The 26683-nt window shown below is 62.8% G+C and carries 29 protein-coding genes; 21 read left to right on the forward strand and 8 right to left on the reverse strand.

The genetic code is table 11. The features are described 5' to 3' along the window. Positions 1–4 precede the first annotated feature (4 nt). From DFR34_RS02700 to DFR34_RS02720, 5 genes are all read left to right on the forward strand, one after another. Positions 5–367 carry a DUF1304 domain-containing protein gene (locus DFR34_RS02700; RefSeq protein ID WP_245906793.1) on the forward strand — a complete coding sequence of 121 codons (363 nt, stop codon included), beginning with the start codon at positions 5–7 and terminating at the stop codon, positions 365–367. 230 nt (positions 368–597) lie between these two features. Then, a complete protein-coding gene (gene mgtE / locus DFR34_RS02705) occupies positions 598–2040 on the forward strand; it encodes a magnesium transporter (protein ID WP_110389619.1) in 1443 nt (480 codons plus the stop codon). Further along, a complete protein-coding gene (gene prmC / locus DFR34_RS02710) occupies positions 2037–2843 on the forward strand; it encodes a peptide chain release factor N(5)-glutamine methyltransferase (RefSeq protein ID WP_110389620.1) in 807 nt (268 codons plus the stop codon). The genes mgtE and prmC overlap by 4 nt, the downstream gene beginning before the upstream one ends. Positions 2844–2899: 56 nt before the next feature. Beyond that, positions 2900–4084 carry an AAA family ATPase gene (locus DFR34_RS02715; RefSeq protein ID WP_110389621.1) on the forward strand — a complete coding sequence of 395 codons (1185 nt, stop codon included), beginning with the start codon at positions 2900–2902 and terminating at the stop codon, positions 4082–4084. Further along, positions 4084–4572, forward strand: a complete 489-nt coding sequence (locus tag DFR34_RS02720) for a hypothetical protein (protein WP_110389622.1) — start codon at positions 4084–4086, stop codon at positions 4570–4572. Before DFR34_RS02715 ends, DFR34_RS02720 begins: the two co-directional genes overlap by 1 nt. 15 nt (positions 4573–4587) lie before the next feature. Here the strand turns inward: DFR34_RS02720 and DFR34_RS02725 are convergent, their stop codons facing one another. Together DFR34_RS02725 and DFR34_RS02730 are read right to left on the reverse strand one after the other, a co-directional pair. After that, positions 4588–5295: an SAM-dependent methyltransferase gene (locus DFR34_RS02725; protein ID WP_110389623.1), complete on the reverse strand. Its 708-nt coding sequence runs from the start codon at positions 5293–5295 to the stop codon at positions 4588–4590. Next, the gene (locus tag DFR34_RS02730; protein ID WP_110389624.1) at positions 5292–5876 is read right to left on the reverse strand and encodes a Maf family protein; all 585 of its coding nucleotides are present in this window, start codon (positions 5874–5876) and stop codon (positions 5292–5294) included. The genes DFR34_RS02725 and DFR34_RS02730 overlap by 4 nt, the downstream gene beginning before the upstream one ends. A gap of 59 nt (positions 5877–5935) precedes the next feature. Between DFR34_RS02730 and DFR34_RS02735 the strand changes: the two genes are divergently transcribed. The 10 genes from DFR34_RS02735 (at position 5936) to DFR34_RS02780 (ending at position 15162) form a co-directional block, all read left to right on the forward strand. Then, a complete protein-coding gene (locus DFR34_RS02735) occupies positions 5936–6430 on the forward strand; it encodes a YceD family protein (protein WP_110389625.1) in 495 nt (164 codons plus the stop codon). 27 nt (positions 6431–6457) lie between these two features. Further along, positions 6458–6637, forward strand: a complete 180-nt coding sequence (gene rpmF, locus DFR34_RS02740) for a 50S ribosomal protein L32 (RefSeq protein ID WP_110389626.1) — start codon at positions 6458–6460, stop codon at positions 6635–6637. Between the two features lie 250 nt (positions 6638–6887). Further along, entirely contained in the window at positions 6888–7913 is a 1026-nt protein-coding gene (gene plsX / locus DFR34_RS02745) for a phosphate acyltransferase PlsX (protein ID WP_110389627.1), read from the forward strand. Between the two features lie 2 nt (positions 7914–7915). Further along, positions 7916–8875 carry a beta-ketoacyl-ACP synthase III gene (locus DFR34_RS02750; RefSeq protein WP_110389628.1) on the forward strand — a complete coding sequence of 320 codons (960 nt, stop codon included), beginning with the start codon at positions 7916–7918 and terminating at the stop codon, positions 8873–8875. A 139-nt stretch (positions 8876–9014) separates the two neighbouring features. Then, positions 9015–9941, forward strand: a complete 927-nt coding sequence (gene fabD / locus DFR34_RS02755; RefSeq protein WP_110389629.1) for an ACP S-malonyltransferase — start codon at positions 9015–9017, stop codon at positions 9939–9941. 52 nt (positions 9942–9993) lie between these two features. After that, entirely contained in the window at positions 9994–10734 is a 741-nt protein-coding gene (fabG, locus tag DFR34_RS02760; protein ID WP_110389630.1) for a 3-oxoacyl-ACP reductase FabG, read from the forward strand. A gap of 199 nt (positions 10735–10933) precedes the next feature. After that, positions 10934–11170 carry an acyl carrier protein gene (gene acpP, locus DFR34_RS02765; RefSeq protein WP_110389631.1) on the forward strand — a complete coding sequence of 79 codons (237 nt, stop codon included), beginning with the start codon at positions 10934–10936 and terminating at the stop codon, positions 11168–11170. Positions 11171–11321: 151 nt separating this feature from the next. Next, positions 11322–12560, forward strand: a complete 1239-nt coding sequence (fabF, locus tag DFR34_RS02770; RefSeq protein ID WP_110389632.1) for a beta-ketoacyl-ACP synthase II — start codon at positions 11322–11324, stop codon at positions 12558–12560. A 151-nt stretch (positions 12561–12711) separates the two neighbouring features. Next, positions 12712–13671 carry an RpnC/YadD family protein gene (locus DFR34_RS02775; RefSeq protein WP_110389633.1) on the forward strand — a complete coding sequence of 320 codons (960 nt, stop codon included), beginning with the start codon at positions 12712–12714 and terminating at the stop codon, positions 13669–13671. Positions 13672–13875: 204 nt separating this feature from the next. Continuing rightward, positions 13876–15162, forward strand: a complete 1287-nt coding sequence (locus tag DFR34_RS02780) for an aminodeoxychorismate synthase component I (protein WP_110389634.1) — start codon at positions 13876–13878, stop codon at positions 15160–15162. A 72-nt stretch (positions 15163–15234) separates the two neighbouring features. On the opposite strand, the gene hemW is transcribed toward DFR34_RS02780, so the two are convergent. The 6 genes from hemW to fur all read right to left on the reverse strand — a co-directional run bounded on the left by hemW (position 15235) and on the right by fur (position 20435). After that, on the reverse strand, positions 15235–16428 hold the full coding sequence (hemW, locus tag DFR34_RS02785) for a radical SAM family heme chaperone HemW (protein WP_110389635.1): 1194 nt from the start codon (positions 16426–16428) through the stop codon (positions 15235–15237). Then, positions 16425–17024 (reverse strand): RdgB/HAM1 family non-canonical purine NTP pyrophosphatase, encoded by a 600-nt coding sequence (gene rdgB, locus DFR34_RS02790; RefSeq protein WP_110389636.1) that lies wholly within the window; start codon positions 17022–17024, stop codon positions 16425–16427. The genes hemW and rdgB overlap by 4 nt, the downstream gene beginning before the upstream one ends. Before the next feature lie 371 nt (positions 17025–17395). Beyond that, positions 17396–18382, reverse strand: coding sequence for a tRNA dihydrouridine(20/20a) synthase DusA (gene dusA / locus DFR34_RS02795; protein WP_110389637.1), 987 nt, complete (start codon positions 18380–18382; stop codon positions 17396–17398). A 111-nt stretch (positions 18383–18493) separates the two neighbouring features. Continuing rightward, entirely contained in the window at positions 18494–19243 is a 750-nt protein-coding gene (locus tag DFR34_RS02800) for an arginyltransferase (RefSeq protein WP_110389638.1), read from the reverse strand. Next, positions 19224–19931 (reverse strand): leucyl/phenylalanyl-tRNA--protein transferase, encoded by a 708-nt coding sequence (aat, locus tag DFR34_RS02805; RefSeq protein ID WP_110389639.1) that lies wholly within the window; start codon positions 19929–19931, stop codon positions 19224–19226. Before aat ends, DFR34_RS02800 begins: the two co-directional genes overlap by 20 nt. Positions 19932–19991: 60 nt before the next feature. Then, positions 19992–20435 carry a ferric iron uptake transcriptional regulator gene (gene fur, locus DFR34_RS02810; RefSeq protein ID WP_110389640.1) on the reverse strand — a complete coding sequence of 148 codons (444 nt, stop codon included), beginning with the start codon at positions 20433–20435 and terminating at the stop codon, positions 19992–19994. A gap of 104 nt (positions 20436–20539) precedes the next feature. Here fur and DFR34_RS02815 point away from each other — a divergent pair, with 104 nt between their 5' ends. From DFR34_RS02815 to DFR34_RS02840, 6 genes are all read left to right on the forward strand, one after another. Further along, the gene (locus DFR34_RS02815; protein WP_110389641.1) at positions 20540–20926 is read left to right on the forward strand and encodes an outer membrane protein assembly factor BamE; all 387 of its coding nucleotides are present in this window, start codon (positions 20540–20542) and stop codon (positions 20924–20926) included. A 3-nt stretch (positions 20927–20929) separates the two neighbouring features. Continuing rightward, the gene (gene dapB / locus DFR34_RS02820) at positions 20930–21736 is read left to right on the forward strand and encodes a 4-hydroxy-tetrahydrodipicolinate reductase (RefSeq protein ID WP_110389642.1); all 807 of its coding nucleotides are present in this window, start codon (positions 20930–20932) and stop codon (positions 21734–21736) included. A gap of 154 nt (positions 21737–21890) precedes the next feature. Then, positions 21891–23483: an NAD+ synthase gene (locus tag DFR34_RS02825; RefSeq protein WP_110389643.1), complete on the forward strand. Its 1593-nt coding sequence runs from the start codon at positions 21891–21893 to the stop codon at positions 23481–23483. A gap of 64 nt (positions 23484–23547) precedes the next feature. Then, positions 23548–24150, forward strand: a complete 603-nt coding sequence (gene lolA, locus DFR34_RS02830; RefSeq protein ID WP_110389644.1) for an outer membrane lipoprotein periplasmic chaperone LolA — start codon at positions 23548–23550, stop codon at positions 24148–24150. A 598-nt stretch (positions 24151–24748) separates the two neighbouring features. Then, positions 24749–26383: a calcium-binding protein gene (locus DFR34_RS02835; protein WP_110389645.1), complete on the forward strand. Its 1635-nt coding sequence runs from the start codon at positions 24749–24751 to the stop codon at positions 26381–26383. Between the two features lie 89 nt (positions 26384–26472). Then, complete coding sequence (locus tag DFR34_RS02840) at positions 26473–26676, forward strand: outer-membrane lipoprotein carrier protein LolA (RefSeq protein ID WP_110389646.1); 204 nt, start codon at positions 26473–26475, stop codon at positions 26674–26676. The last annotated feature ends 7 nt before the right edge of the window (positions 26677–26683 follow it).

The raw sequence follows: 26683 nt of genomic DNA on the forward strand, positions 1-26683 counted from the left end.
CACTATGTGGATGACAATCGCCACCGCCTTGACCGCCTTGATTGCCGTGCTGCACGGCTATTTTATGTGGCTGGAAATGTGTGGATGGACGCGCCCGGCAGGCCGGCGCGCATTTGGGCTGACCATTGAGTTTGCTGAACAAACCCGCCGGCTGGCTGCCAATCAGGGGCTGTACAACGGGTTTTTGGCAGCGGGGCTGGCGTGGTCGCTGTGGCCGGGCAGCCCGGCGGAATTGCCGTGGTTTTTTCTGGCTTGCGTGCTGGTGGCGGGTGTGTATGGGGGTTACAGCGTCAGCCGCAAGATTTTCTGGATTCAGGGCGCGCCAGCCACATTGGCGCTGGTTGCGCTGGCCCTGGCGCGAACCTGAGGACATCAAGCAAGATTCATTGCACTGCAACATCCGGCCACTGGCAGGCCTAGCCCGCCAGTGGTATATTTACGCCTTCCGTTGAAATGCTCGGGCTTCGCCCAGTTACGACCATGGACTTACCCAGTTACCGCTTACTGAACGCCATAACAGCACTTCCCCGCTGACCGCCCGCCTCACCGCATTCTCACCATGCCCGTGACGCCAAGGGCCGGGGAGAGGATGCGCGCATGAATACGCTCGATACTCAAAAAACGCAGGATAGCCTGCAAGGCAGCCTCCAGCAGGTGCTGGCTTTGCTGCATCGCCACCGCCTGGTGGAAAACCTCGTCCACAAACAGGATATGCCCAAGCATACCCTGGTGGAATCGCTGGTGCACAAGCAGAACCTGCGCGCCCTGCAAAAAAAGCTCGACCAACTGCACACCGCCGACGTGGCCTATATCCTGGAATCCCTGCCGCTGGAAGACCGGCTGGTGGTGTGGGAGCTGGTCAAGGCCGAGCGCGACGGCGACATCCTGCTGGAAGTCTCCGACGCGGTGCGCGAATCGCTGATCGAGGTGATGGACACCCACGAGCTGGTGGCCGCCGCCGAACAGCTGGACGCCGACGAACTGGCCGACCTGGCGCCCGACCTGCCACAGCAGGTGGTGTACGAGGTGATGGACGGCCTGGACAGCAAAGAGCGCGAGCAGCTGCAATCGGCGCTGTCCTACACCGAAGATCAAGTCGGCAGCCTGATGGACTTCGAGCTGGTCAAGATTCGCGCCGACGTCACCCTGGAAGTGGTGTTGCGCTACCTGCGCCGCTTTGAAGAGCTGCCCGATCACACCGACAAGATTTTTGTGGTGGACGAAGACAACCGCGTGCAAGGCGTGCTGCCGCTGAAAACCCTGCTGGTGTCCGACCCGGATGCGCTGGTGGAAGTGGTGATGGCGCGTGACGTGGTGGTGTTCCACCCCGAAGACGACAGCGGCGACGCCGCCCAGGCCTTCGAACGCTATGACTTGATCACCGCGCCAGTGGTCAACGCCGACAATCAGCTGATTGGCCGGCTGACCGTGGACGAGATGGTGGACGTGATCCGCGAGGAATCCGACAGCGAAGTGCTGTCCATGGCCGGCCTGAAGGAAGAAGAAGACCTGTTCGCCAGCGTGTGGGATTCGGTGAAAAACCGTTGGGCCTGGCTGGCCATCAATCTGGTGACGGCTTTTGTCGCCAGCCGGGTGATTGGCGTCTTCGAAGGCGCCATCGAGCAACTGGTGGCGCTGGCCGCGCTGATGCCGATTGTCGCCGGCATTGGCGGCAACTCCGGCAACCAGACCACCACCATGATCGTGCGCGCGCTGGCCCTGGGCCAATTGCAAACCAGCAGCGCCATGCGGCTGTGGCGCAAGGAGCTGGGGGTGTCGATGGTCAACGGCCTGGTGTGGGGCGGCATCATCGGCCTGATTGCCTCGCTCTTGTACGGCAGCGCTTCGCTGGGGCTGGTGATGACGGCGGCGATGACGCTGAATCTGATGCTGGCCGCCACCATTGGCGTGATGATTCCCATGCTGATGGTGCGCGCTGGCCGCGACCCGGCCATGGGCTCGTCGGTGATGATCACCGCCTGCACCGATTCTGGCGGGTTCTTTATCTTTCTTGGCCTGGCGACCTTGTTCCTGCTATGAGCACCCTTGCCCAACTGCTGGCCGACGCTGGCCTGCCGCGCCTGGAGGCGCAACTGTTGCTGCACATGGCCGGCGGCGGCAACCGCGTCACCCAGCTGACCTGGCCCGAGCGCGAAGCCGGCGCCGAGGTGGCTCAGCGCTTTGCCGCGCTGTGCGCCCGCCGCCACGCGGGCGAGCCGATTGCCTATCTGTTGGGTGAGCGCGAGTTTTTTGGCCTGGACCTGGCCGTGTCGCCGGCCGTGCTGATTCCGCGCCCGGACACGGAAATCCTGGTGGACACAGCGCTGGCGCGGCTGCCAGCCGACGGCCGCGCGCTGGACCTGGGCACCGGCAGCGGCGCGGTGGCGCTGGCGCTGGCGCACAGCCGTCCCGACGCCGACATCTGGGCGCTGGACGCCTCGCCCGAGGCGCTGGCGCAGGCACAGGCCAATGGCCAGCGGCTGAACCTGGCGGTCACCTGGCGGCTGTCAGACTGGTATGCCGCCGTGACGGGCGAACAGTTTGATCTCTTGGTGTCCAACCCACCCTATATCGCCGCCGACGACCCCCACCTGCAACAAGGCGACCTGCGCTTCGAACCGGCCGGCGCGCTGACCGACTTTGCCGACGGCCTGAGCTGCATCCGCCAACTGATCGCCGGCGCCCCCGCCCACCTGCGCCTCGGCGGCTGGCTGCTGATGGAGCACGGCTGGCAGCAAGCGCCGGCCGTGCGTGAGCTGCTCAGCGCGGCAGGGTTTATCGACGTGGCTTCCTGGCAGGACCTGGCCGGGCACGAGCGGGTGACGGGCGGGCGTTGGCGGTAGGCGCTTTGAGCCGTGCTTGATTTTGATCTGACCTTTCTTTTTCAGAAAGCCGCGTGATGACAGACAAAACCCCCTTGCGACTCACCATGCAGAATGTCGGGCCCATCCGCTCGGCGGACGTCACGTTTGGTGACCTGACGGTGATTGTCGGCCCGCAAGCCACCGGCAAAAGCATTTTTTTGCAAACCCTCAAGCTGGTGCTGGATCGCCCAGCCATTCACGATACGTTCAAACGCTATAACGTGACATTCAATGGCGATGCTTCCGCATTTTTGGGGGGATATTTTGGCAAGGGCATGGCGGCGGCCTGGCGGGAGGAGTCGTCCCGTTTGAGTTGGGAGGGCGTGGCCCACACTCTGCCGGATTTGGCCCGACCCAGCCGCGCCAAGCAACGCGATGAGCGTTTGTTTCTGATCCCTGCCCAACGGGTGATGGGCTTGAGCAATGGCGTCACTCAGCACTTTGGCCAGTTCAATTATGGTGATCCATTCGCCTTGCGCTATTTCAGCGACAAAATCCATGATCTGGTGCAAAACGAATTGGGCGCCAAAACCCAGCTGTTTCCACAGCCCAATCGTTTGGACGCCTCCTTGCGCAAGCCGATAGAGCAACACTTGTACGGCGGCAGCCGCCTGGCGCTGGATGCTGCTGATTTCACCAAGCGGTTGGTGCTGCAAGTAGAGGGCCATGCGGAAGGCTTGCCTTATACGGCATGGTCAGCCGGTCAGCGCGAATTCACGCCATTGCTGCTGGGCATGTATTGGCTATGCCCTGCGGGCGGCGTCAGTCGGCGAGAGCAGATTGAATGGGTGGTGATTGAAGAGCCGGAAATGGGGCTGCATCCACAAGGGATTGAAGCGGTGCTGCTCTTGGTGCTGGACTTAATGAAGCGGGGTTATCGGGTGGTGTTGGCCACGCATTCGCCCACGGTGCTGGATTTGGTGTGGGCGCTGCAAGAAATCAAGGCGCAGCATGGCCAGGAAAAAGACATCCGACAGTTATTGGGCCTGCCTGCTGGCAATTTCGCCAAAAACCTGACCGCCGCCTTGCTGGAAAAAACCTACAAGGTGTACTTCTTTGATCGTGATGCGCCGGTGCAGGATATTTCTCGATTAGACCCCGGCGCAGATTCTGAGCATGAATCTCTGTGGGGTGGACTGGTTGGGTTTTCCAGCCGGGTCGGTGAGGTGGTGGCGAAAGTCGCCAGCCGCGCCGCCTGCGCTGCGCTGGGAGAACGCTGATGGCCCAGGCCGACTCCTTATTTGCCCTGGCTTGCCAACAAGCGAACTTGACCGCACAGCCTGGCAAGCAGGCCATGAAGGGCGCTGAGCGGGACCGCATGGCATTGGAGGGCAACGGACGCTGGACCCACAGTGTCGACCTGGATGGTGCGCACGCCAAAAGCGAAGCGCAGTCCCCTCGCTGGGATTATGGACTGGGCTTGCGTCGTCAGGGGGCGGCGGAGTGCGCCGTTTGGGTGGAGCCTCATCCGGCTAACAGCACGGGTGAGGTCGAAAAAATGTTAGCCAAACTGCGTTGGTTGCAAGATAAGCTGAAGCAGCCGGCCTATGCCAAGCTGGCCGCGCTCACCCAAGACGCCAGCCAGCAAAATTTACCTGTGTATGTGTGGTTATGCAGTGGCGGTTGCACCATCCGTCCCGGCACTCGTGAAGCGCGCTTGCTGGCGAAAGCAGGCCTACACGGCCCACGGCGGCAGCTTAAACTCTGACATCCCTCGCTTGGTTTACTTCCCCGCATACAACACAAAAATCGCCGGCCGCTTGTGCAAATCCGGGCCGGGCGTCGGCCAGTCGCGCACCGTCCGGCTGATGATGGTTTGTGTGGGCAGGGTCAGGTCACAGGCGGCGGTCAGCAGGGTGTGGGGTTTGAGCGTGTGCCGCAGCACGCTCAGCATCTGCTGGTTGCGGTACGGCGTTTCGATGAACAACTGGGCGCAGTCGCGTTCGCGGGATTCTTGCTCCAGCTTGCGCAAGGCGGCGACGCGTTCGCCCTCGCCCACCGGCAGATAGCCATGAAAGGCAAAGCGCTGGCCATTGGCGCCGGAGGCCATCAGCGCCAGCAGCAGCGAGGAGGGGCCAATCAGCGGCTCGACCACATGGCCGCGCGCGTGCGCCAGCCGCACCAGGCCAGCGCCAGGGTCGGCCACTGCCGGGCAGCCGGCTTCTGACATCAGGCCCATATCGTGGCCGGCGTCCAGCGGGGCCAGCAGCGCGGCCAGTTCGCGCTCGGGGGTGTGTTCGTTCAGCTCGGTCAGTTGCAGTTGTTGCAGCGGGGTGGCCAGCGCCAGTTGCTTGAGGTGTTTGCGCGCGGTTTTGGCCGCTTCCACCACAAAATGGGTGAGCGGGCGCAGGCGTTCTGCCTGGCCGGGCAGCATCCATTGCTCCACTGGCGCATCGCCCAGCGGGGTGGGAATCAAAAACAAGGTGCTCATGCCAGTACCTCGACGCCTTCGGCCAGCAGCATGTCCACCAGGGCAAACAGCGGCAGGCCGATCAGCGCATTGGGGTCGCTGCTGTCGATGCCGGCAATCAGCGCGCCGCCCAGGCCTTCGCTCTTGGCCGCGCCAGCGCACAGCAGCGCGTCCGGCTCCCGGGCCAGATAGGCCTGAATCTGCGCGTCGCTCAAGGGGCGCATGCGCACGCGGGTGATGTCGGTGTGGCGCTGTTCGTGGCCGTTGGCGGCGTTGACCAGGCTGAGCGCGGTGTGAAACTCCAGTGTGCGCCCGGCGGTGGCGCGCAGCATGGCGGCGGCGCGCTCGGGCGTGCCGGGTTTGCCCAGTTGCTGACCATCCAGCAGCGCCACCTGATCAGAGCCGATGATCAGTGCCTGCGGATGGGCGCCAATCAACGAGCGCGCCTTGACCGAAGCCAGCCGGCTGGCGGTGTCGGCGGCGCTTTCGCCGGGCAGCGGGGTTTCGTCGCACACGGGGGCGACAGCAATAAAAGGCAGGCCCAAACGGGCGAGCAGTTCGCGACGAAAGCGCGAGGTGGAGGCGAGCACGAGCGGCGTCATGGCGGGAGTGCTTGATTTCTTTGACACAAGACGGGCGCGGATTATATCATGCGCGGTTTATGTCTGACCCTATTTTGATCGACAGCCTCGACTTCGCGAATCAGCGCCGGCACATGGCCGGGGCCATCGCATTGGTCGACCTGCCCCGCACCCACGATCTACTCGCCCACACTGAGGGCGAGCTGAGCTGGTCGCTTGAAGGCGGCAAGGATGCGCTCTCGCGCTCCACGCTGCATCTGCGCCTGGCGGGTGAGTTTTCGCTGGTGTGCCAGCGTTGCCTGACGCCCATGCCGTTTCGGCTGGAGGCGGACAGCACGCTGACCTTGTTCACCAACGAAGCGCGGCTGGAGTCGGCCTGTGAAGACGACGACACGCTGGACGCCGTGATGGCGGACCCGGCGTTCGACGTGCTGGCCCTGATCGAAGATGAGGTATTGCTGGGTTTGCCGATGGCGCCGCGCCACGCACATTGCGAAGCGGACATCCGGCCGGTCGGCAGCGGCAAGCCTAACCCGTTTGCCGCGCTGGCTGCGCTCAAGCGCAAGCCCGAGTAAATTTTTTAAGATTTCAAGGAGTGAATCATGGCCGTTCAACAGAACAAAAAGTCCCCGTCCAAGCGCGGCATGCATCGTGCCCACGACTTTCTGACCAACCCGGCGCTGGCCGTGGAAGCCTCCACCGGTGAAGTGCACCTGCGCCACCACATCAGCCCGAACGGTTTCTACCGTGGCCGCAAAGTGGTGAAGACCAAGGGCGAATAATCGCTTGCCCGTCTTGCCATGCAGACATCAAGCCGTGCGGTTTCCGCACGGCTTGCTTGCTTTCGGTCCGTCATGCGCCATTGTCATGAGAGATGGCGGATTAAGCCGGGCAGACGGGGTCAGAAGCCATGCGCGGCGCGCTCGCGCCTGAGGGCGCAAATTTGTACACTGTCGTTTTTGTCATCCTGACCGTTGCTGCGGCCCGCCCTGAGGCGAGGCGCATGTTCAAGCGGCTTTCCTTGTTGATCCAATGACCATTTCCATTGCTGTGGACGCCATGGGCGGCGATGTGGGCGTGGGCGTCACCGTGCCGGCGGCGCTTGCCTTTCTCAAGCTGCACCCGGACACCCGCCTGATTCTTGTCGGCCAGCCGCAAGCCATTGAGGCCGAACTCAAGCGCCACGACCAAGGCTTGCGCGAGCGCCTGTCGATTCACCCGGCCAGCGAGGTGGTGGGCATGGACGAGTCTCCGCAACTGGCGCTGAAAAACAAAAAAGATTCGTCGATGCGGGTGGCGATCACCCTGGTCAAGGAAGGCCTGGCGCAGGCGTGTGTGTCGGCCGGCAACACAGGCGCGCTGATGGCCACCGCCCGCTTTGTGCTGAAAACCATTCCCGGCATCGACCGCCCGGCCATCGCCAAGCTGATGCCCTCGGTGCGCGCAGAAACCTGCGTGCTGGACCTGGGGGCGAATGTCGATTGCACGCCTGAGCAAATGCTGCAATTTGGCATCATGGGCGCCACGCTGATGGCCGACGCCAAGGGCCGCGCCAATCCGCGCGTGGGCCTGCTCAATATTGGTTCGGAAGACATCAAGGGCAATGGCGCGGTCAAGCTGGCCGGCGAATTGCTGCGCCAGTCCAACCTGAATTTTGTCGGCAATGTCGAAGGCAACGATATTTACAGCGGCGCAGTGGACGTGGTGGTGTGCGACGGCTTCACCGGCAATGTGGCGCTGAAAACCTCGGAAGGCCTGGCGCACATGGTCACCACCTTTTTGCGCGAGGAATTCACCCGCAACTGGTTCACCCGCGTGTGTGCGCTGTTTGCCCTACCCGTGCTGGCGCGCTTTCGCCGCCGGGTGGATTCGCGCCGTTACAACGGCGCCAGCCTTTTGGGCCTGCGCGGCATTGTGGTAAAAAGCCACGGCGGCACGGACAGCCTGGGCTTTCGTTGCGCACTGGAACAGGCGCGTGAAGAAGCGCTTGCCGACGTCATCCAACACATCACCGAACAGGTGGCCGGCCAGTTGAAAGCCGCCGCCACGGAGGCCTGACCATGATTTATGCCCGCATTGCAGGCACGGGCAGCTATTTGCCAGAACAGGTGCTGACCAACGCCGAGATTGCCCAGCGACTGGACACCAGCGACGAATGGATTGTCAGCCGCACCGGCATCCGCGCTCGCCATATCGCCGCGCCAGAGCAAAAAACCAGCGACCTGGCGCTGATCGCCTCGCAACGCGCGCTGGAAGCGGCTGGCGTGCAGGCGGCGGATATTGACCTGATCGTGGTGGCCACTTCCACCCCGGACATGATCTTCCCCAGCACGGCGTGCATTCTGCAAGCCAAACTGGGCGCACATGGCTGCCCGGCGTTTGACGTGCAGGCGGTGTGCGCCGGCTTTATCTACGCGCTGGCCACCGCCAACGCCTATATCCGCAGCGGCATGGCGCGCACCGCGCTGGTGGTGGGCGCGGAAATCTTCTCGCGCATCCTGGACTGGAACGACCGCACCACCTGCGTGCTGTTTGGCGACGGCGCGGGCGCAGCGGTGCTGACTGCCAGCGAGGAGCCCGGCATTCTGGGCGTGGAGCTCAACGCCGACGGCCGCCACCAGCCAATGCTGAACGTGCCGGCGCAAGTGGCCAATGGCGAAATTGTCGGCACGCCGTATCTGCACATGGACGGCGGCGCGGTGTTCAAGTTTGCGGTGAAAACCCTGTCCGATTGCGCCAGCAAGGCGCTGGCGGCGCAGAATATGAGCCACGAGCAGCTGGATTGGCTGGTGCCGCACCAGGCCAATGTGCGCATTATCGAATCCACCGCCAAGCATCTGCATCTGCCGATGGACAAAGTGGTGCTCACCCTGCCCGAGCAAGGCAACACCTCGGCCGCGTCGATTCCGCTGGCGCTGGACGTCGCCGTGCGCGATGGCCGCATTCAGCCGGGTCACACGGTGATGCTGGAAGGCATTGGCGGCGGTTTTGCCTGGGGTGCCGCGCTGGTGAAAATGTAAGCGCGCCGCCCATGGGGGGCGTGTGTGGGCCATGCGTTGCGCGTCGGATATTCTCCGGCGCGTTGTTGTATTGGCCATCAGAATTTAAACGTATGTTCGCATGCCGGCGCATGCGGCTTCAGGCAGAGGAGGCCAGCACATGGCTTTTGCATTTTTGTTTCCCGGTCAAGGCTCGCAAAGCCTGAACATGATGGATGGCTTTGCCGCCGCCGTGGTCAAGGACACTTTTGACGAAGCCAGCGACGCCTTGGGTGATGACCTGTGGGCCATGCTCAAGGCCGACAGCAACGAAGCCATTAACCAAACCATCAACACCCAGCCGCTGATGCTGGCCGCTGGCGTGGCCACCTTCCGCGCCTGGCTGGCCGCTGGCGGCGCCCGCCCCAGCGTGGTGGCCGGCCACAGCCTGGGTGAATACAGCGCCCTGGTGGCGGCCGATGCGCTGGATTTTGACGACGCCGTGCGTCTGGTGCGCCTGCGCGCCGAGGCCATGCAATCGGCTGTGCCGGCTGGCGAAGGCGCCATGGCCGCCGTGCTGGGCCTGGAAGACGCCGACATCGTCGCCGCCTGCGCCGAAGCCGCGCAGAGCGAAGTGGTCGAGGCGGTGAACTTCAACGCCCCCGGCCAGGTGGTGATCGCTGGCGGCAAGGCTGCAGTTGAGCGCGCCATCGCCGCCTGCAAGGCGCGCGGCGCCAAGCGCGCCATGCCGCTGCCGGTGTCGGTGCCCTCGCATTGCGCCTTGATGAAGCCGGCCGCCGAGCGGCTGGCCGAGGCGCTGGAAAGCGTGTCGATCAATGTGCCGGTGCTGCCGGTGTTGCACAATGCCGATGTGGCCGCCTACAGTGAAGCCGCACAAATCCGCGATGCACTGGTGCGCCAGCTGTATTCGCCGGTGCGCTGGACGGAAACCATCCGCAAGCTGGCCGCCGATGGCGTGCTGCTGCACGCCGAATGCGGGCCGGGCAAGGTGCTGGCCGGGCTGAACAAGCGCATCGAAAGCACGCTGAGCACCAGCGCGCTGACCGACGACGCGGCCATTGCCGCCGTGCTCACCAGCCTGGCCTGATTCACCCGCAGGCGGCGCGCCGCCTGCGGCAAAACCATAAGGAGACACAGGGATGCAATTCAATGGACAGGTGGCGCTGGTGACCGGCGCTTCTCGCGGCATTGGCGCTGCGATTGCTGAAACCCTGGCGCAAGCTGGCGCCAAGGTGATTGGCACCGCCACCACCGCCGACGGCGCCGCCGCCATCGACGCCCGCCTGGCCCCGCTGGGCGGCGCCGGTGTGGCGTTTAATGTCACTGGCGGCGCGGAAGCGGTGGATGCGCTGATCAGCGACGTCGAAACCCGCTTTGGCCCGGTGGCCATTCTGGTCAACAATGCTGGCATCACCCGCGACCAATTGCTGATGCGCATGAAGGACGAGGACTGGGACGCCATCATGGACACCAACCTCAAGTCGGTGTACCGCTTGTCCAAAGCGGTGCTGCGCGGCATGATGAAGGCGCGCAGCGGCCGCATCATCAATATCGCCTCGGTGGTGGGCGTGTCCGGCAACGCCGGCCAGTGCAACTACGCCGCCGCCAAGGCCGCGATTATTGGTTTTTCCAAATCGCTGGCGCTGGAAGTCGGCAGCCGCGGCATCACCGTCAACAGCGTGGCGCCGGGCTTTATCGACACCGACATGACCCGCGCCCTGCCCGAAGCGCAGCGCGCCGCGCTGGTCAACCAGATTGCCCTGGGCCGTCTGGGCGAAGCGCAAGACATTGCCGACACCGTGGCTTTTCTGGCCTCGGCGCAGGCCAAGTACATCACCGGCCAGACACTGCACGTCAATGGCGGTATGCTGATGCCGTAAATTGGCTCGCAGGGACGACAAGTCCCGGGGCAGAATGCTTGTCTGCGGCTGGCCGGTCAAGGACAATGGCAATTTTACGCGACACCTTGGGTCAGTCTTTGCCAGGCTGGCGCAAGTGGCGCTAGGTGGCCTCAAGGTTTTTTTGTTAGAATGCCGGGGTTTTTGGTTACCCCAACACGAAAGGTAAGGGTTTACACAAATGGAAAACATCGAAGCACGTGTCAAGAAGATCGTGGCCGAGCAACTGGGCGTGAACGAAGCTGAAGTGAAGAACGAATCTTCCTTCGTCGACGATCTGGGCGCGGATTCGCTCGACACCGTCGAACTGGTGATGGCGCTGGAAGAAGAATTCGGCTGCGAAATCCCGGACGAAGAAGCTGAAAAGATCACCACCGTTCAGCAAGCCATCGACTACGTGAGCGGCCACCAAGGCTAAGGCTCGCGTTGCCGCGCAAGTGGCAGACAGTCGTCCAGACGCCCGCCGGCAACCCGGCCGGCGTCTGTCGCGTCTTCCGGTGTTTTTGTTTGAGCGTGTGCATGCACTTTCCCGCAAACACACCGTTTTGTTCCTCAGTAAGGAGTGCATCTTGGCAAGACGCAGAGTCGTCATCACCGGCCTTGGTCTGGTGAGCCCGGTCGGCAACGATGTCGCAACCGGTTGGGCCAACATCGTCGCCGGCAAATCCGGCATCACCCGCATCAGCAAGTTCGACGCGCAGGCCATGGCCTGCCAGGTGGCCGGCGAAGTGCGTGACTTCGATGTCAGCGCCTACATTCCTGCCAAGGATGCCCGCCGCATGGACGTGTTCATCCATTACGGCATGGCGGCCGGCATCCAGGCCGTGCGCGACGCCGGGCTGGAAAGCGCAGACCTCGACCCCGAGCGCGTCGGCGTGATCATCGGCTCCGGCATTGGCGGCCTGCCGATGATTGAAGACACCCACAACGCCTATCTGGCCGGCGGCCCGCGCAAGATCTCGCCGTTCTTCATCCCCGGCTCGATCAGCAATATGGTGTCGGGCAATCTGTCCATCCTGTTTGGCTACAAAGGTCCCAGCTACGCCATCGTGTCGGCCTGCACCACCGCCACCCATTCGATTGGCGACGCCGCGCGCCTGATCGAATACGGCGATGCCGACGTGATGGTGGCCGGCGGTACTGAAGCCACCATTTGCCCGCTGGCGATTGGCGGTTTCTCCTCGGCCAAGGCCCTGTCCACCCGTAACGACGACCCGGCCACCGCCAGCCGTCCGTGGGATGCCGGCCGCGATGGCTTTGTGATGGGCGAAGGCGCCGGCGTGATGGTGCTGGAAGAATACGAACACGCCAAAAAGCGTGGCGCCACCATCTACGCTGAGCTGGCCGGTTATGGCATGAGCTCCGACGCCCACCACATGACCGCCCCGTGCGAAGACGGCGACGGCGCCATGCGCTGTATGAAGAACGCGCTGAAAAACGCCGGCATGAACCCGGACGAAGTGGACTACGTCAACGCTCACGGTACCTCCACCCCGCTGGGCGATGTGGCGGAAACCGTGGCGGTGAAACGCTGCTTTGGCGAACACGCCTACAAGTTGGCGGTCAGCTCGACCAAGTCGATGACCGGCCACCTGCTGGGCGCGGCGGGCGGTATTGAAGCCCTGTTCTCGGCGCTGGCGGTGTATCACCAGATCCTGCCGCCGACCATCAACCTGAACCAGCCGGGCGAAGGTTGCGATCTGGACTACGTGCCGAACACCGCGCGCGACGCCAAGATCAACGTGGCGCTGTCCAACTCGTTTGGCTTTGGCGGCACCAATGGGACGCTGATCTTCAAGCGCATCTAAGCCGCTCTGCTGTTTCTTGCGTCTACATACAGCCCGCCTTTGGCGGGCTGTGTTGTTTTGGCGCTTAGCCGCCTAATTGCGTATCTTCGCGTATTGTTTACGCCTTTATCCGGTTTTAAGCTGAGCGCTTCGCTACTGCCGAAAGCCTAGCATGGATAGCCCCGACGACTATGACAGCCCGTGGAAAGAAGCTGTCGAGAGTTACTTCCCTGAGTTTATTGAGTTCTACTTTCCCGACGCCAGTCAGCAAATAGACTGGGCGCGCGGTCATGTGTTTTTGGACCAAGAGCTGCGCGCTGTGGTGCAGGATGCTGAGCTGGGCAAGCGCTTTGTGGATAAGCTGGCCAAATTAGCACTGCGCGACGGCAGCGAGCGTTGGGTGTATGTGCATCTGGAAGTGCAGGGCAGCGCCCAGGCGGAATTTGCCGAGCGGATGTTTGTCTATCATTACCGGCTGTTCGACCGCTACCGGCAACCCGTCGCCAGCCTGGCCTTGTTAGCCGACACCACCGCCAGCTGGCGACCCACCCAGTTTGGTTATCAGGCGCTGGGTTGTTCGATCGAGTTGAACTTCCCCACCGCCAAGTTGCTGGACTACGCTACCCATCAAGACCAGCTGTATCAAAATCCTAACCCTTTCGCCCTGGTGACTCTGGCCCATTTGCTGACCCAAGCCACTCGGCAAGACATGAACGCCCGCTTCGTCGCCAAGTGGAAATTGGTGCAGTTGTTGTATCAGCGTGGCTGGGATAAACAACGGGTGATTGATTTGTTCAGCGTACTGGACTGGATGATGCGCCTGCCGGAACAGCTGAAACGTTCGCTGTGGCACAATATCGAAGTGCTTGAGGAGCAAGAGAAAATGCGTTACGTGACTTCTGTGGAGCAGATTGGAATTGAAAAAGGCCTGTTGCAGGGCCGGCAGGAAGGCCGCATGACAGGGCGCGCCGAAGGCGAGGCCTACGCACTGCGCCGTCTGCTGCAAAAACGCTTTGGCCCGTTGTCCGAAGATGTGCTCGCCCGTTTGCAGAGCGCCAGCATCGACGAGCTGGAATTATGGCTGGATCGCGCCTTGGATGCGGACAGTCTGGCCGGGGTGTTTGCTCAGTAAGCATTGCTATCAAGCCCTCCTGGCGTTGTGGTACGGCGTTGTCGCACGACTGTGTTTTCTGCGCGCATCTTTGCACTGCGTATTGTCAGCTCCCGTTGACGCCCTGGGGTTTTGGCGTGTCAGCTTGCATGCTGTTGACCGCGCTTGACAGCCGGGGCGGCCGTGTTACCCTCAGCCCGGTTTTCTTATTCTTTTGTCGGTTCAATGCACACCCTTTCGCTCTCTCATACCCCTGATCTGCTTGCCCTGGCCGCCGCCGAGCCTGCGCACTTCCCTTGCTTGTTGCAATCGGCGGGCAGCCAGGGTTGGGATATTCTGGCGGCGTTTCCTGAAGACGTGCGCGTGTACGGTGCCGGCCAGGCGGCGGAGCTGGCGGCGGACTTGGCCGCCTTGCCGGTGGGCGATGGTTGGGCGACGGGCGAGTTGCCGTTTCGCGGCGGCTGGTTTTTTTATCTGGGTTATGAGTTGCTCGAGCAATTTGAGCCCAGCGTGCCGGTGGGACTGGAGGATGATTTTCCGCTGGGCGCCTTGTTGCGCGTGCCGGCGGCGATTTTGGTCAACCGCGCCGATGCCAGCGCCTGGCTGGTGGCCGAGCATCGTGAACAACTGGACCGGCTGATCGCCAGCCTGGCCGACGCGCCGGCCTTTAACCCGCGCGCGCCGCAGGTGGCCCGCGTGCAGGAAGACCCGCCGCAGGCTTTTACCGACGCCGTGCGCCGCATTCAGCGCTATATCCGCGAAGGCGATGTGTTTCAGGTGAATGTGTCGCGTCAGTGGGATGTCACGCTGGCGCAGTCCTTGAGCCCGGCCGAGGTGTTTGCCGCGCTGCGGCTGGCCAATCCGGCGCCGTTTTCCGCGCTGTTGCAATTGGGCGAGCATGCGGTGGTCAGCTCGTCGCCGGAGCGGCTGGTGCGGGTGGTGGATGGCTGGGCGGACACCCGGCCGATTGCCGGCACCCATCCGCGCTCGCCCGACCCCATCGAAGACGCAGCCCTGCGCCAACGCCTGATCGACAATGCCAAAGAACGCGCCGAGCACATCATGCTGATCGACCTGGAGCGCAATGATCTGGGGCGCATCTGCCTGCCGGGCACGGTGGAAGTCAACGAATTGATGGCGGTGGCCAGCTACAGCTATGTGCACCACATCGAATCCAATGTGCGCGGGCGCAAGCGCCATGAGGTCAGCCCGGCGCAGGTGATGCGCGCGCTGTTTCCCGGCGGCACCATCACCGGCTGCCCGAAGGTGCGCACCATGCAGATCATCCGCGAGCTGGAAACTGCGCCGCGCCGCGCCTACACCGGCAGCCTGGGTTATCTGAACCATGATGGCACGCTGGACAGCAATATCCTGATTCGCACCTTTATGCACACTGGTGCGCAGCTGCGTTTTCGCGCGGGCGCCGGCATTGTTGCCGACTCCGACCCCGAGCGCGAATTGCAGGAAACCCGCCACAAGGCGCGCGGCCTCTTGCGCGCGCTGGGGCAGTAAGCGCCGCCAACAAACGGCCAGGCCGCATGACAACGCCAGGAAGGGTGCGTGAGCTGGCGCGTCTGGCCGCCGTCAGTCTTGATCCGGCAAAAACAGCCCCAGCAAATCATTCAAAAAGCGCTGCCCGGCCAGGGTCGGGCGCAGCCAGTCGCCGTCGCGCTGCACCCAGCCGCGCGCCTGTGCTTGCTCCAGCGCCGGCAGGATGGTGCTGAGCGGCAGGCCGGTGCGTTCGTTGAACAGGCTGAGCGCAAAGCCCTCAGTCAGGCGCAGCGCGTTCATCATGAACTCAAACGCCAGGTCAGCGTGCGCCACCGGCTGGCTGGTCTGCACCTGGCTGCCCTGCGCCACGCCGGCCAGATAGGCTGCCGGCTGTTTGTGGCGCATATCGCGCTGGATGCGGTCGTGAAACGACAGCTTGCCGTGCGCGCCGGCACCAATGCCCAGGTAATCGCCAAACGTCCAGTAATTCAGGTTGTGCCGCGCCTGATGGCCGGGCAGGGCAAACGCCGAGGTTTCGTAATGGACAAATCCAGCCGCCGCCAGCCGCGCCTCGATGGCTTCCTGCATATCAGCCGCCAGGTCGTCGTCGGGTAGATTGGCCGGCGGGCGGGCGGCAAACAGGGTGTTGGGCTCCAGCGTCAGGTGATAGGCCGACAGATGGCGCGCGCCCAGCGCCAGCGCCTGTTCGACATCGGCCAGCGCCTGCTCCAGCGTCTGGCCGGGCAGGGCATACATGATGTCCAGATTGAAGGTGTCGAAGTGGCGGCTGGCCTGCTCGGCGGCGCGGCGCGCTTCGTCGGCGCCATGAATGCGCCCCAGCGCGCTCAGGTGGCCGGGGTGAAAGCTTTGCACGCCAATCGACAGCCGGTTTACCCCCGCCGCGCGATAGCCGGCGAACTGGGCGATTTCCAGCGTGCCGGGGTTGGCTTCCAGGGTAATTTCTGCGTCCGGGTTGAGCTTGAGCCGGGCATCCAGTGCGCGCAGCAGGCGGTCGATATGCGCCGGGCTGAACAGGCTGGGCGTGCCGCCGCCCATGAACACCGTTTGCACGCGCCGGCCCCAGATCAAGGGCAGGGCGCTTTCCAGGTCGGCAATCAGCGCGTCGATATAGCCGTCCTGGTCCAGCGCGCTGCGCGGCTCGTGCGAGTTGAAGTCGCAATACGGACATTTGCGCACGCACCAGGGAAAGTGAATGTACAGCGACAAGGGCGGCAGGCTGTCCAGCCGCCAGGCGGCGGCGCGCGGGTGAAATTGCAGCGGAATCATGCCTGCCCCAGCTCGGCCAGCTTGGCCGCTAGCGCGCGCATGGCCTGGCCGCGATGGCTGACGGCGTTTTTGGCGGCGGCGTCCATCTCAGCCACGGACACGCTTTCGCCCTGAGCCTGGAACAGCGGGTCGTACCCAAAGCCGCCGTCGCCTTGCGCGGCGCTGAGCACCTGGCCGCGCCAGACGCCGTCGGCGATGATGGGTTGCGGGTCGTCGGCGTGGCGCACCAGCACCAGCACGCAGTAGTAGTGGCCGCTGCGCGGGGTTTTCCCGTCCAGCGCGGCCAGCAGGGCGGCGTTGTTGCGGGCGTCGGATTTGGGTTCGCCGGCAAAGCGTGCGGACAGCACGCCGGGGGCGCCGCCCAGGGCATCGACGCACAGGCCGGAGTCGTCGGCCAGCGCCGGCAGGCCGGTGAGCCGGCTGGCGTGGCGGGCTTTGGCCAGGGCGTTTTCGACAAAGGTGTGGAAGGGTTCTTCGGCTTCCGGGACGTTCAGTTCGCCTTGGGCGATGACTTGGCAGCCCAGGGGGGCGAGCAGGGCGGAGAATTCGCGCAGTTTGCCGGCGTTATTGCTGGCCAGCACCAGTTTTTTGAGCATTTTGGGGTCCTGGATTCGGTGAAGAATGAATGGATGCCGCGCTGCGCGCGGGGTTTGATGTGGGGCGGGGTTTCACCCCGCACCCGACCCTATTTCTTTGTCTCGCCAAAGAAATAGGGGAAAGAAAGGCGACCCGGGTGTCGCGGTCAGCCCTGCGGGCTGACTGCCTTGCGCTTCTCGAAAGTCAGGGCCGGCCCGGAATGGCGCGCCGCCTGCGGCGTCGCTTAGCCGGGCCGGAAAGCCCCCTGACTTTCTGCGATGCTCAGCGCGTCACACGGGAGGGCAAACCGGCTAAGCGCGACAGACTCAAGACCATGGCGCGTGCGCATGTGCATTCAGCGCCGCTGACAGGCAGGTGAGCCGGTGGTGTTTCATGCTTTTCCGCCCGCAGTCGGACACGCCTCTTGCAGCAGCGCCACCCGTTTTTCCGCCAGCCGGCGGCTGTCGGACAGCAGTTGGCGAAAGCGTCGGGCGCCGGGTTGGCCTTGGTAGAGGCCGAGGATGTGGCGGGTGAGGTTGTTCATGCGGTTGCCGTCGGCCAGTTCGCGGGCGATGTACGGGGTGATGGCGGCCAGGATGTCTTCGCGGCTGGGGATGGGGTGGTCGTCGCCGTAGTAGCGGGCGTCGAAGGCGGCCATCAGGTAGGGGTTGTGGTAGGCCTCGCGGCCGATCATCACGCCGTCCACATGCTGCAAGTGGGTGTCGATGTCTTCCAGCGTGCGCACGCCGCCGTTGATCAGGATTTCCAGCTCGGGGCGTTCTTGTTTCAGCCGGTACACATAGTCGTATTTCAGCGGCGGGATTTCCCGGTTTTCCTTGGGCGACAGGCCTTTCAGGATGGCGTTGCGGGCGTGCACGATAAACGTTGTGCAGCCGGCGGCGGCGACGGTGTCAACAAACTCGGCCAGAAAGCCATAGTGCTCGATTTGATCGACGCCAATGCGGTGCTTGACCGTCACCGGGATGCTCACCGCGTCGCGCATGGCTTTCACGCAGTCGGCCACCAGCGCGGCTTCGTTCATCAGGCAGGCGCCAAAGGCGCCGCGCTGCACCCGCTCGGACGGACAGCCGACATTCAGGTTCACCTCGTCGTAGCCCCAGTTTTCTGCCAGTTTGGCGCAGTGCGCCAGGTCGGCCGGTTCGCTGCCGCCCAGTTGCAGGGCAATGGGCGATTCCATCGGGTCAAAGCGCAGGTGGCGCGGGATGTCGCCATGGATCAGCGCGCCAGTGGTCACCATTTCGGTGTACAGCCAGGTGTGGCGGGTGATGTGGCGGGCAAAATAGCGGTAATGGCGGTCGGTCCAGTCCAGCATGGGGGCGACGGCCAGACGGCGAGGGGGCAGGGTGACGGCGGGCATGAAATCAGCGTGAGTGACGGCGCAGCCAGCAGGCGTGCGCAAGTCTTTGTAATGAAACCGCGAATTATCCGGTGGCGCGCACGCCAGGGTCAAGCGTGTGCGGGTGATGTTTCAGTCGCTGGCTTGGTCAGGCGTGGCCATTTCCACCCAGCGCCCGTGACTCAGGCGCTCCAGCGGTCGGTAGATGGTTTTGTAGGCCATCTTGCGGCATTCGGCGATCCAGTAGCCCAGATACAGATACGACAGCCCGCGCAGGCGGGTTTCTTCGATTTGCCAGAGCACGTTGTACACGCCGTAGCTGGCGGATGCGTCGTCGGGTTCAAAAAACGTATACACCGCCGACAGGCCATCGGCCAGTTGGTCAATCAGGCTGACCATCTTGAGCTGGCCATGTTCGTCGCGGAATTCCACCAGCTCGCTGTTCACCCCGCTTTTCAGGATGAATTCGGCGTATTGGTGATGGTTGTCGTCAGCCATGCTGCCGTCGGCGTGGCGCGAGGCCTGGTAGCGCCGATACAGCGCGTAGTGCTCCATTTCAAAGCGCAGCTCGCGGCGAACGGCAAACAACCGGCCGGCGTGGCGACGCCATACCCGGCGCTGGGTGCGGTTGGCGACAAAGCGCGCCACCGGGATGCGCACCGATACGCAGGCGTCGCAGTCGTCGCAATACGGCCGATAGGTAAACAGCCCGCTGCGGCGAAAGCCGATATGCACCAGCTGGCTATATACCGCATCGTCGATGGCGTCGGCCGGAATCGCTACTTGCGAGCGCGCCTGACGGCCGGGCAGATAGCTGCACGGATACGGCGCGGTGGCGTAAAAGTGGATGCTGAAAATCCGGTTATGGTCGCGGTGGCTCATTGTCGAAACAATACTCCCAGACGCCGGCCGGCACAGGCGCGGCCACGCGCGCAGCCACTGCCGCGATAAAGTCATCGCGGGGCATCAGCCGCGCCCCCATGCTGGCCAGATGCCCGGTGTGCATCTGGCAGTCGATCAAGTCCAGCCCATGCTCGTGCAAATGTCGGGCCAGGTGCGCCAGCGCAATTTTGGAGGCGTCTGGCGCGCGCGAGAACATGGATTCACCATAGACCATCCGCCCGACGTTCACGGCATACAAGCCGCCCACCAGCTGGCCATCCTGCCAGGTTTCCACCGAATGAGCGTGGCCGGCGCGAAACAGCCGCAGATAAGCCTGAATCATGTCTTCGATAATCCAGGTGCCATGCTGGCCATCGCGTGGGGCGGCGCAGGCGCGGATCACCGCCTCGAAATCGCGGTCGAACACCACTTGATAACGCCGGTTGCGCAACACCTTGGCAAACGAGCGCGGCACGCGCAGCGCCGCGGTGTTCAGCACCATGCGTTGCGAGGGCGACCACCACAAAATCGGGTCGCCAGGGCTATACCAGGGAAAAATGCCATGACGGTAGGCTGCCAGCAAGCGCGGCAGCGACAAGTCGCCGCCAGCAGCCAACAGGCCATCAGGCTCGCTCAGCGCCTGAGCGACCGGCGGAAAGCTCGGGTGGGGGCTCAACCAGGGAATCATCGGCAGTGTCGCCACACAAAAGCGCCGACGCGCCGGGCGGCGCGCCGAAAGGGATCAGCGTCAGCCGCGCAATTTGCCTGCGGATTTGCCCGTGCAGGCGCAATCCTTGCATTCGCCGTACAGGTACAGCGAGTGCTCACGGATGCGGAAATTGTGCTGCTCGGCGATCTTGTTTTGCAGCTCTTCGATTTCCGGGCTGAAAAACTCGGTCACACGGCCGCAGCTCATGCACACCATATGGTCGTGGTGCGCGCCTTCGTCCAGCTCGTACACCGCCTTGCCGGATTCAAAGTGATGGCGCACCAGAATGCCGGCCTGCTCAAACTGGGTGAGCACGCGGTAGACCGTGGCCAGGCCGATATCGACTTCTTCGGCCAGCAGCAGACGGTAGACGTCTTCTGCGCTGAGATGACGGGCGCTGCTGCGCTCGAACAGATCGAGGATTTTCAGGCGGGGGCCAGTGGCCTTCAGGCCAATATCCTTGAGATGACTTGCCTTGTTCATGGACGTATCGTATTTTGGGCTGGGTAAGTTATCATATAGCGTTTTCGGGCTGTTGCCTAATCAAGCCGCCCGGCCCTCTCCCGTCAACCATCCTCCGATCCGTCATGCGAAAAATTTTGCTGGTGTCCGGCGTGCTGCTGCTGACCGCATGTGGCAGTTATTCGCCATTGAATTGGCTCACCCCTCACACCATTGATGTGCAGCAGGGCAACTACGTCACCCAGGATGTGGTGGACAAGCTCCAGCCGGGCATGACCCAGGCGCAGGTGCGCTTTCTGCTGGGCACCCCGCTGATGGCTGACATGTTCCACGCCAACCGTTGGGACTATGTCTATACCCTGCGCAATGGCTCCACCCTGGCCGAATCGCGGCGTCTGTCGGTGTTTTTTGACGCGGAAGGCAAGCTCAGCAAGGTGGAAGGCAGCGCCATGCCGGCGCGTCGCGCCACCCTGGACAGCACCCCCGCCGCCGCCCCTGAAGGAAAGCAGTAAACCATGTCTGAGCTGAATCTCGTCATCGTCGGCGCTGGTGGCCGCATGGGCCGCGCGCTGATTGAATCCACCCTCAACACCCCCGGCTGCCGGCTGCACGCCGCGCTGGAACGCGCCGACAGCCCGTTTCTGGGCCAGGACGCCGGCCTGTTCAGCGGCCAGACCACTGGCGTGACTATCACCGCCGACCTGGCCGCCGCGCTGCAAGGCGCCGATCTGCTGATCGACTTCACCCGCCCGGAAGGCACGCTGGCCTATCTGGCTGCCTGCCGCGCCGCTGGCGTGAAAATGGTGATTGGCACCACCGGCTTTGACGACGCCGGCAAAGCCGCCATCGCCGAAGCCGCCAAAGAAATCAGCATTGTGTTTGCCGCCAACTACTCAGTGGGCGTCAACCTCACCTTCAAACTGCTGGAAGTCGCCTCGCGCGTGCTGGCCGACGGCTTTGACATCGAAATCATCGAAGCTCACCACCGCTACAAGGTGGACGCCCCCTCCGGCACTGCGCTGCGCATGGGCGAAGTCATCGCCGACACCCTGGGCCGCGACCTGAAAACCTGCGCCGTGTACGGCCGCGAAGGCATCACTGGCGAGCGCGACCCCAACACCATCGGCTTTGCCACCGTGCGCGGCGGCGACGTGGTGGGCGACCACACCGTGCTGTTCGCCGCCCTGGGCGAGCGTGTGGAAATCAGCCACAAAGCCTCCAGCCGCGCCACCTTCGCCAACGGCGCCGTGCGCGCCGCCCGCTGGCTGGGCGACAAAACCAGCGGTTTGTTCGACATGCAGGACGTGTTGCAGCTGAAGTAAACCCAGTTTGCCGAGATGTCCAACGCCCCGCACTTCACCGTCGGGGCGTTGCTTTTTGTGTCGTGTGATACGGGCACGCCATCACGCTCATCCATCGCCACTGGCCGGATTCGCGGTAAAATCCCGGCTTTACTGGCCCAGGATTGTTTCCACCATGCGTATCGCCCTTGCTCAATTCAACCCGGTGGTCGGCGACATTGCCGGCAATACGTCCGCCATCCTGCGTCTGGCCGAAGCGGCGCGGCAGGGGGGCGCGGCGATGTTGTTGACGCCGGAGCTGGCGCTCACCGGCTATCCGCCGGAAGACCTGCTGCTGCGCGACAGTTTTTATGCGGCGGTGGAAAAAGCGCTGGATCAGTTGCTGGAGGTGGACGGCATCACCCTGGTGATTGGCCACCCGGCACGCATCGGCGCCGAGCGCTTTAACGCCGCCACCGTGCTGCGCGATGGCAACCGGCTGGGGCAGTATCACAAGATGCTGTTGCCCAATAGCGAGGTGTTCGACGAGTGCCGCTATTTCACCCCCGGCGCCGCGCCGCTGGTGGTGGAGGTGGAAGGCGTGCGGGTGGGTGTGCTGATTTGTGAGGATGTCTGGCACGTCGAGCCGGCGGCCGAGGCGGCCGAGGCCGGCGCGCAGTGCCTGGTGGCGCTGAACGCCTCGCCGTTTCATCACGACAAGATCGACGCGCGCCAGCAGGTGGCGCGCTACCGGGTGGAAGAAACCGGCCTGCCGCTGGCTTATGTGAATCTGACCGGCGGCCAGGACGAGCTGGTGTTCGACGGCGCGTCGTTTGCGCTGAACCGCGCCGGCGAGGTGGCGGTGCAGCTGCCGGCCTACGACGACGCGCTGGGTTGGGTGGACTATGCCGACGGTGATTTTGTCGCTGGCGAGCAGGCCGCGCTGCCGTCGCGGGTGGAAAGCGTCTACCGCGCGCTGGTGGTCGGCGTGCGCGACTATATCGGCAAAAATGGCTTTCCGGGCGCGCTGCTGGGCTTGTCCGGCGGCATTGATTCCGCATTGACGCTGGCGGTGGCGGTGGACGCGCTGGGCGCGGACAAGGTGCACGCGGTGATGATGCCCTCGCCGTACACCGCCGACATCAGCCTGATCGACAGTCGCGATATGGTGGCGCGGCTGGGCGCGCCGTATGATGAGCTGGCGATTTCGCCGATGTACGACGCTTTTGAGGCCACGCTGGCGCCGCTGTTTGCCGGCCGGCCGGTGGACACCACCGAAGAAAACCTGCAATCGCGCATTCGCGGCGTGCTGCTGATGGCGCTGTCCAATAAAACCGGCAAGCTGGTGCTGACCACCGGCAATAAATCGGAGATGACCACCGGCTACGCCACCTTGTACGGCGACATGGCCGGCGGCTTTGCCGTGCTCAAGGACGTGGCCAAGACGCTGGTGTACGAGCTGTCGCGCTGGCGCAATACCGTCAGCGAGGTGATTCCGGAGCGCATCATCACCCGTGCGCCGTCGGCCGAGCTGCGCCCGGATCAAAAAGACCAGGACAGCCTGCCGGAATACGAGGTGCTGGACGCCATCATGCAGCGCTATGTCGAGCAAAATCGCTCGGCGGATGAGATCATCGCCGAAGGCTTCCCCGAGGCGGATGTGCGCAAAGTGGTGCGCCTGCTGAAAATCAACGAGTACAAACGCCGCCAGGCGCCAGTGGGCCCGCGCATCACCCAGCGCGCCTTTGGCCGCGACTGGCGCTACCCGATCACCAACCGTTTCAGCTGATGCGCCACGCCGAACTTTCCGGGGCGGCGGCGGCCCAATCGCCACAACTTTTTGCGGATTCACCATGACCCGATTTCTTCTGGCAGCTTCTTTGTCGCTGTGCGCGGCGCTGGCCCAGGCCGACGGCATCGCCCAGCTCAAACAGTTTGTGCACGACACCCGCGCGCTGTCGGCGCGCTTTTCGCAAACCGTCAGCGGCGACAAGCCCCTGCACGTCAGCGGCACGCTGGAGCTGCAACGCCCGGGGCGTTTTCGCTGGACCTACGACACGCCTTATGAGCAGCTGATTGTCGGCGACGGCAGCCGGCTGTGGGTGTACGACAAAGGCCTGGCGCAAGTCACCGCGCGCAAGCTGGATAACGCCCTGGGCAGCAGCCCGGCGGCGCTGCTGGCCGGCAATAACGACCTGGAAAAACACTATCAGCTGAAAAACCAGGGCGTCAGCGATGGTCTGGACTGGCTGGAAGCCACGCCCAAACACAGCGATGGCACGTTCAAGAGCGTGCGCATGGGCTTCAAATCTGGCGAGCTGCTGCGCATGGACATGGAAGACAACTTTGGCCAGCACACCACGCTGACGTTCTCTGGCTTGCAGAAAAACCCCAAGCTGCCGGCCAGCCGCTTCAGCTTTACCCCGCCCAAGGGGGTGGATGTGCTGGCGGAGTGAGCTTGCCGCACAACGATGCTGGTACAAATGCCCTGAGTGGATAGCCCAGGGCATTTTTACGTGTGCAGCCTGGAGAGATAAGCACGGCACACAACGCAGCAAAGTGATCCGGGTCAGGGGCTTTGTGCTGGGTTTGGTGAGTGGCGTTAAGCGCGGCTAACAAAACCCTCCTGGTATCGTTACGCGACCTTGCCGTACTGTGCACTGTCTGCATCGCCTACCTGGTCAGGAACGCTTTGCTGCGTTTTTTAGCCGCTTAAGCCAGACATTCCAACAGGGGGGCAGGGATATCAGAGGGTAAGAGCTTGTTTTTATTTGCCCTTGAATATTTTATGGAAACATATATCGATCATGGCGATGGGGGGAATGTCCTTGTGTTTAATGTATTCATTTTGCGAAATTAATTTGATGTGTAATGTCAAAACTTTTATTTGGTCTGGTTGGGGTGTTGTATGTTGATGGCGTAGATTGAAATCACTCGTGGCGCCGTGCACGACACAAGGCAAGATGTGCTATCGCGATACAGATAGCCAAGCATTGCCAGCTTTGCACGACATCAGGGTTTGCCACGAGGATTCTATTCACAGGAGAATGTGCGATGACAACCACAATCAGCGCCAGTACGTCTTACACGCTGGGGGCAAACGAAGACAACCTGCAATTGACCGGCACAGCCAATATCAATGGCAATGGCAATGCGCTCGACAACATCCTCACCGGCAACTCGGGCATCAACATCCTCAAGGGCATGGGTGGGGCGGATACCTTGTATGGCGGTGATGGCGCGGACACGCTGTTTGCTGGCGATGGCGTGAGCACCAACGATACCTCTCGCGATGTCTTGTATGGCGGCGCCGGCAATGATGTGCTGTTTGCCGATGGCGGTGATGTGCTGTACGGCCAGGCTGGCAATGATACGCTCGACACCGGCGCCACTACTGGGAATCTACTGGATGGTGGGGCTGGCAATGATTTGTATCGAGTGAATTCGATCAATAATACGATCAATGAAATGCTGAATGGCGGCACGGACACCATTGAATCGACGCAGTCAGTGAATTTAGGCCTTTTTTATAGTGAAGGCGCTTATATTGCCGGGGCGCTCAATGTGACGGCCGAAATCGAGAATGTCAAATTGACCGGCAGTATGAACACCTATGTCACCGGCAATAGACTGGCCAATACGCTGGCAGGCAATGCCGGCGACAACACGCTCAAGGGCATGGCCGGTGCTGATGTGCTATCCGGTGGCGCCGGCAATGATGTGCTGGAAGGCGGGACTGGCGCTGACAATCTGTCAGGGGGAGACGGCAATGACATTCTGTATGCCACCGCACCTGGGCAGGCAGAAAGCACCGTGGCGGATAGCCTGAATGGCGGCGCGGGTAATGATGTGTTGTATCTGGATGGCGCGGATTATGCCAACGGCGGCCAGGCGTCCGGTGCCGATCACGATATCTATATTGTTGATGGGCTGCGCAATTTTGTGGCTGGCGGCCTGGGTTTTGATGAGGTGAGAAGCAGCACTTCGTTCAGTGGCCAGCGGCTCGACGCCAACGGTGGGACGGATCCTAACTGGTCAGTCAGCAGCTGGGGGGTGGAGGTCATTGAATTGACCGGCTCGTTGAATAGCAAAGCATTGGGTACCTACCTGCAAGTGCAAAACTATACCCCGGCAGTGGAAACCCTGTTGGGCAACAGCGGCGACAATGTGCTGGAGGGTTGCGGCGGCAACGATGTGCTGGATGGCCGCGCCGGCAATGATACCTTGGTGATGTATGCGGATACGGTGCTGACCCAGACATTTGGGCAAAAATATGCCGTGACCACAGGTCAAGCCTCGTGGACTGGCGGCGATGGCCAGGATACGTTCTGGATTGGCAAGGCGTATGTGGGTGACCACAGCAGTGGGGCCAACCAACTGACCATCACTGACTTCACCCATGGTGTCGATACCCTGCGGCTGGGCATCAATGCCAATGCCACGGCGCCAGTGGCGTTGCGCACTCTGACCGCCAACTCTTATGACACCCTGGCCAGCTTGGTGGAACAAGGCGCCATGGCGGGTAGCGAGCTGGCCCCGACGCTGACCATGTTTGAGTTTGAAGGTAATACTTATCTGGTGCTGGATCAGAACAGCGTCACGCCGTTTACCGCCAGCACCGACCTGGCCATCTGTTTGACCGGCACGCCGGGCCTGACGCTGAGTGATGTGGTGTTTGCCGCGGTGTAAGCGCCATGGCGTCACGCGCTGCCGTCGCGGGTGGAAAGCGTCTGTTGCGCGCTGTTGGCCAGCAATAACAACCTGGAAAACACTATCAGCTGAAAAACCAGGGCGCCAGCGATGGCACGTTCAAGAGCGTGCGCATGGGCTTCAAATCTGGCGAGCTGCTGCGCATGGACATGGAAGACAACTTTGGCCAGCACACCACGCTGACGTTCTCTGGCTTGCAGAAAAACCCCAAGCTGCCGGCCAGCCGCTTCAGCTTTACCCCGCCCAAGGGGGTGGATGTGCTGGCGGAGTGAGCTTGCG

Origin of the sequence: Rivihabitans pingtungensis, assembly GCF_003201855.1 — a bacterium.
In the GTDB taxonomy this organism is placed as follows: Bacteria; Pseudomonadota; Gammaproteobacteria; order Burkholderiales; family Aquaspirillaceae; genus Rivihabitans; species Rivihabitans pingtungensis.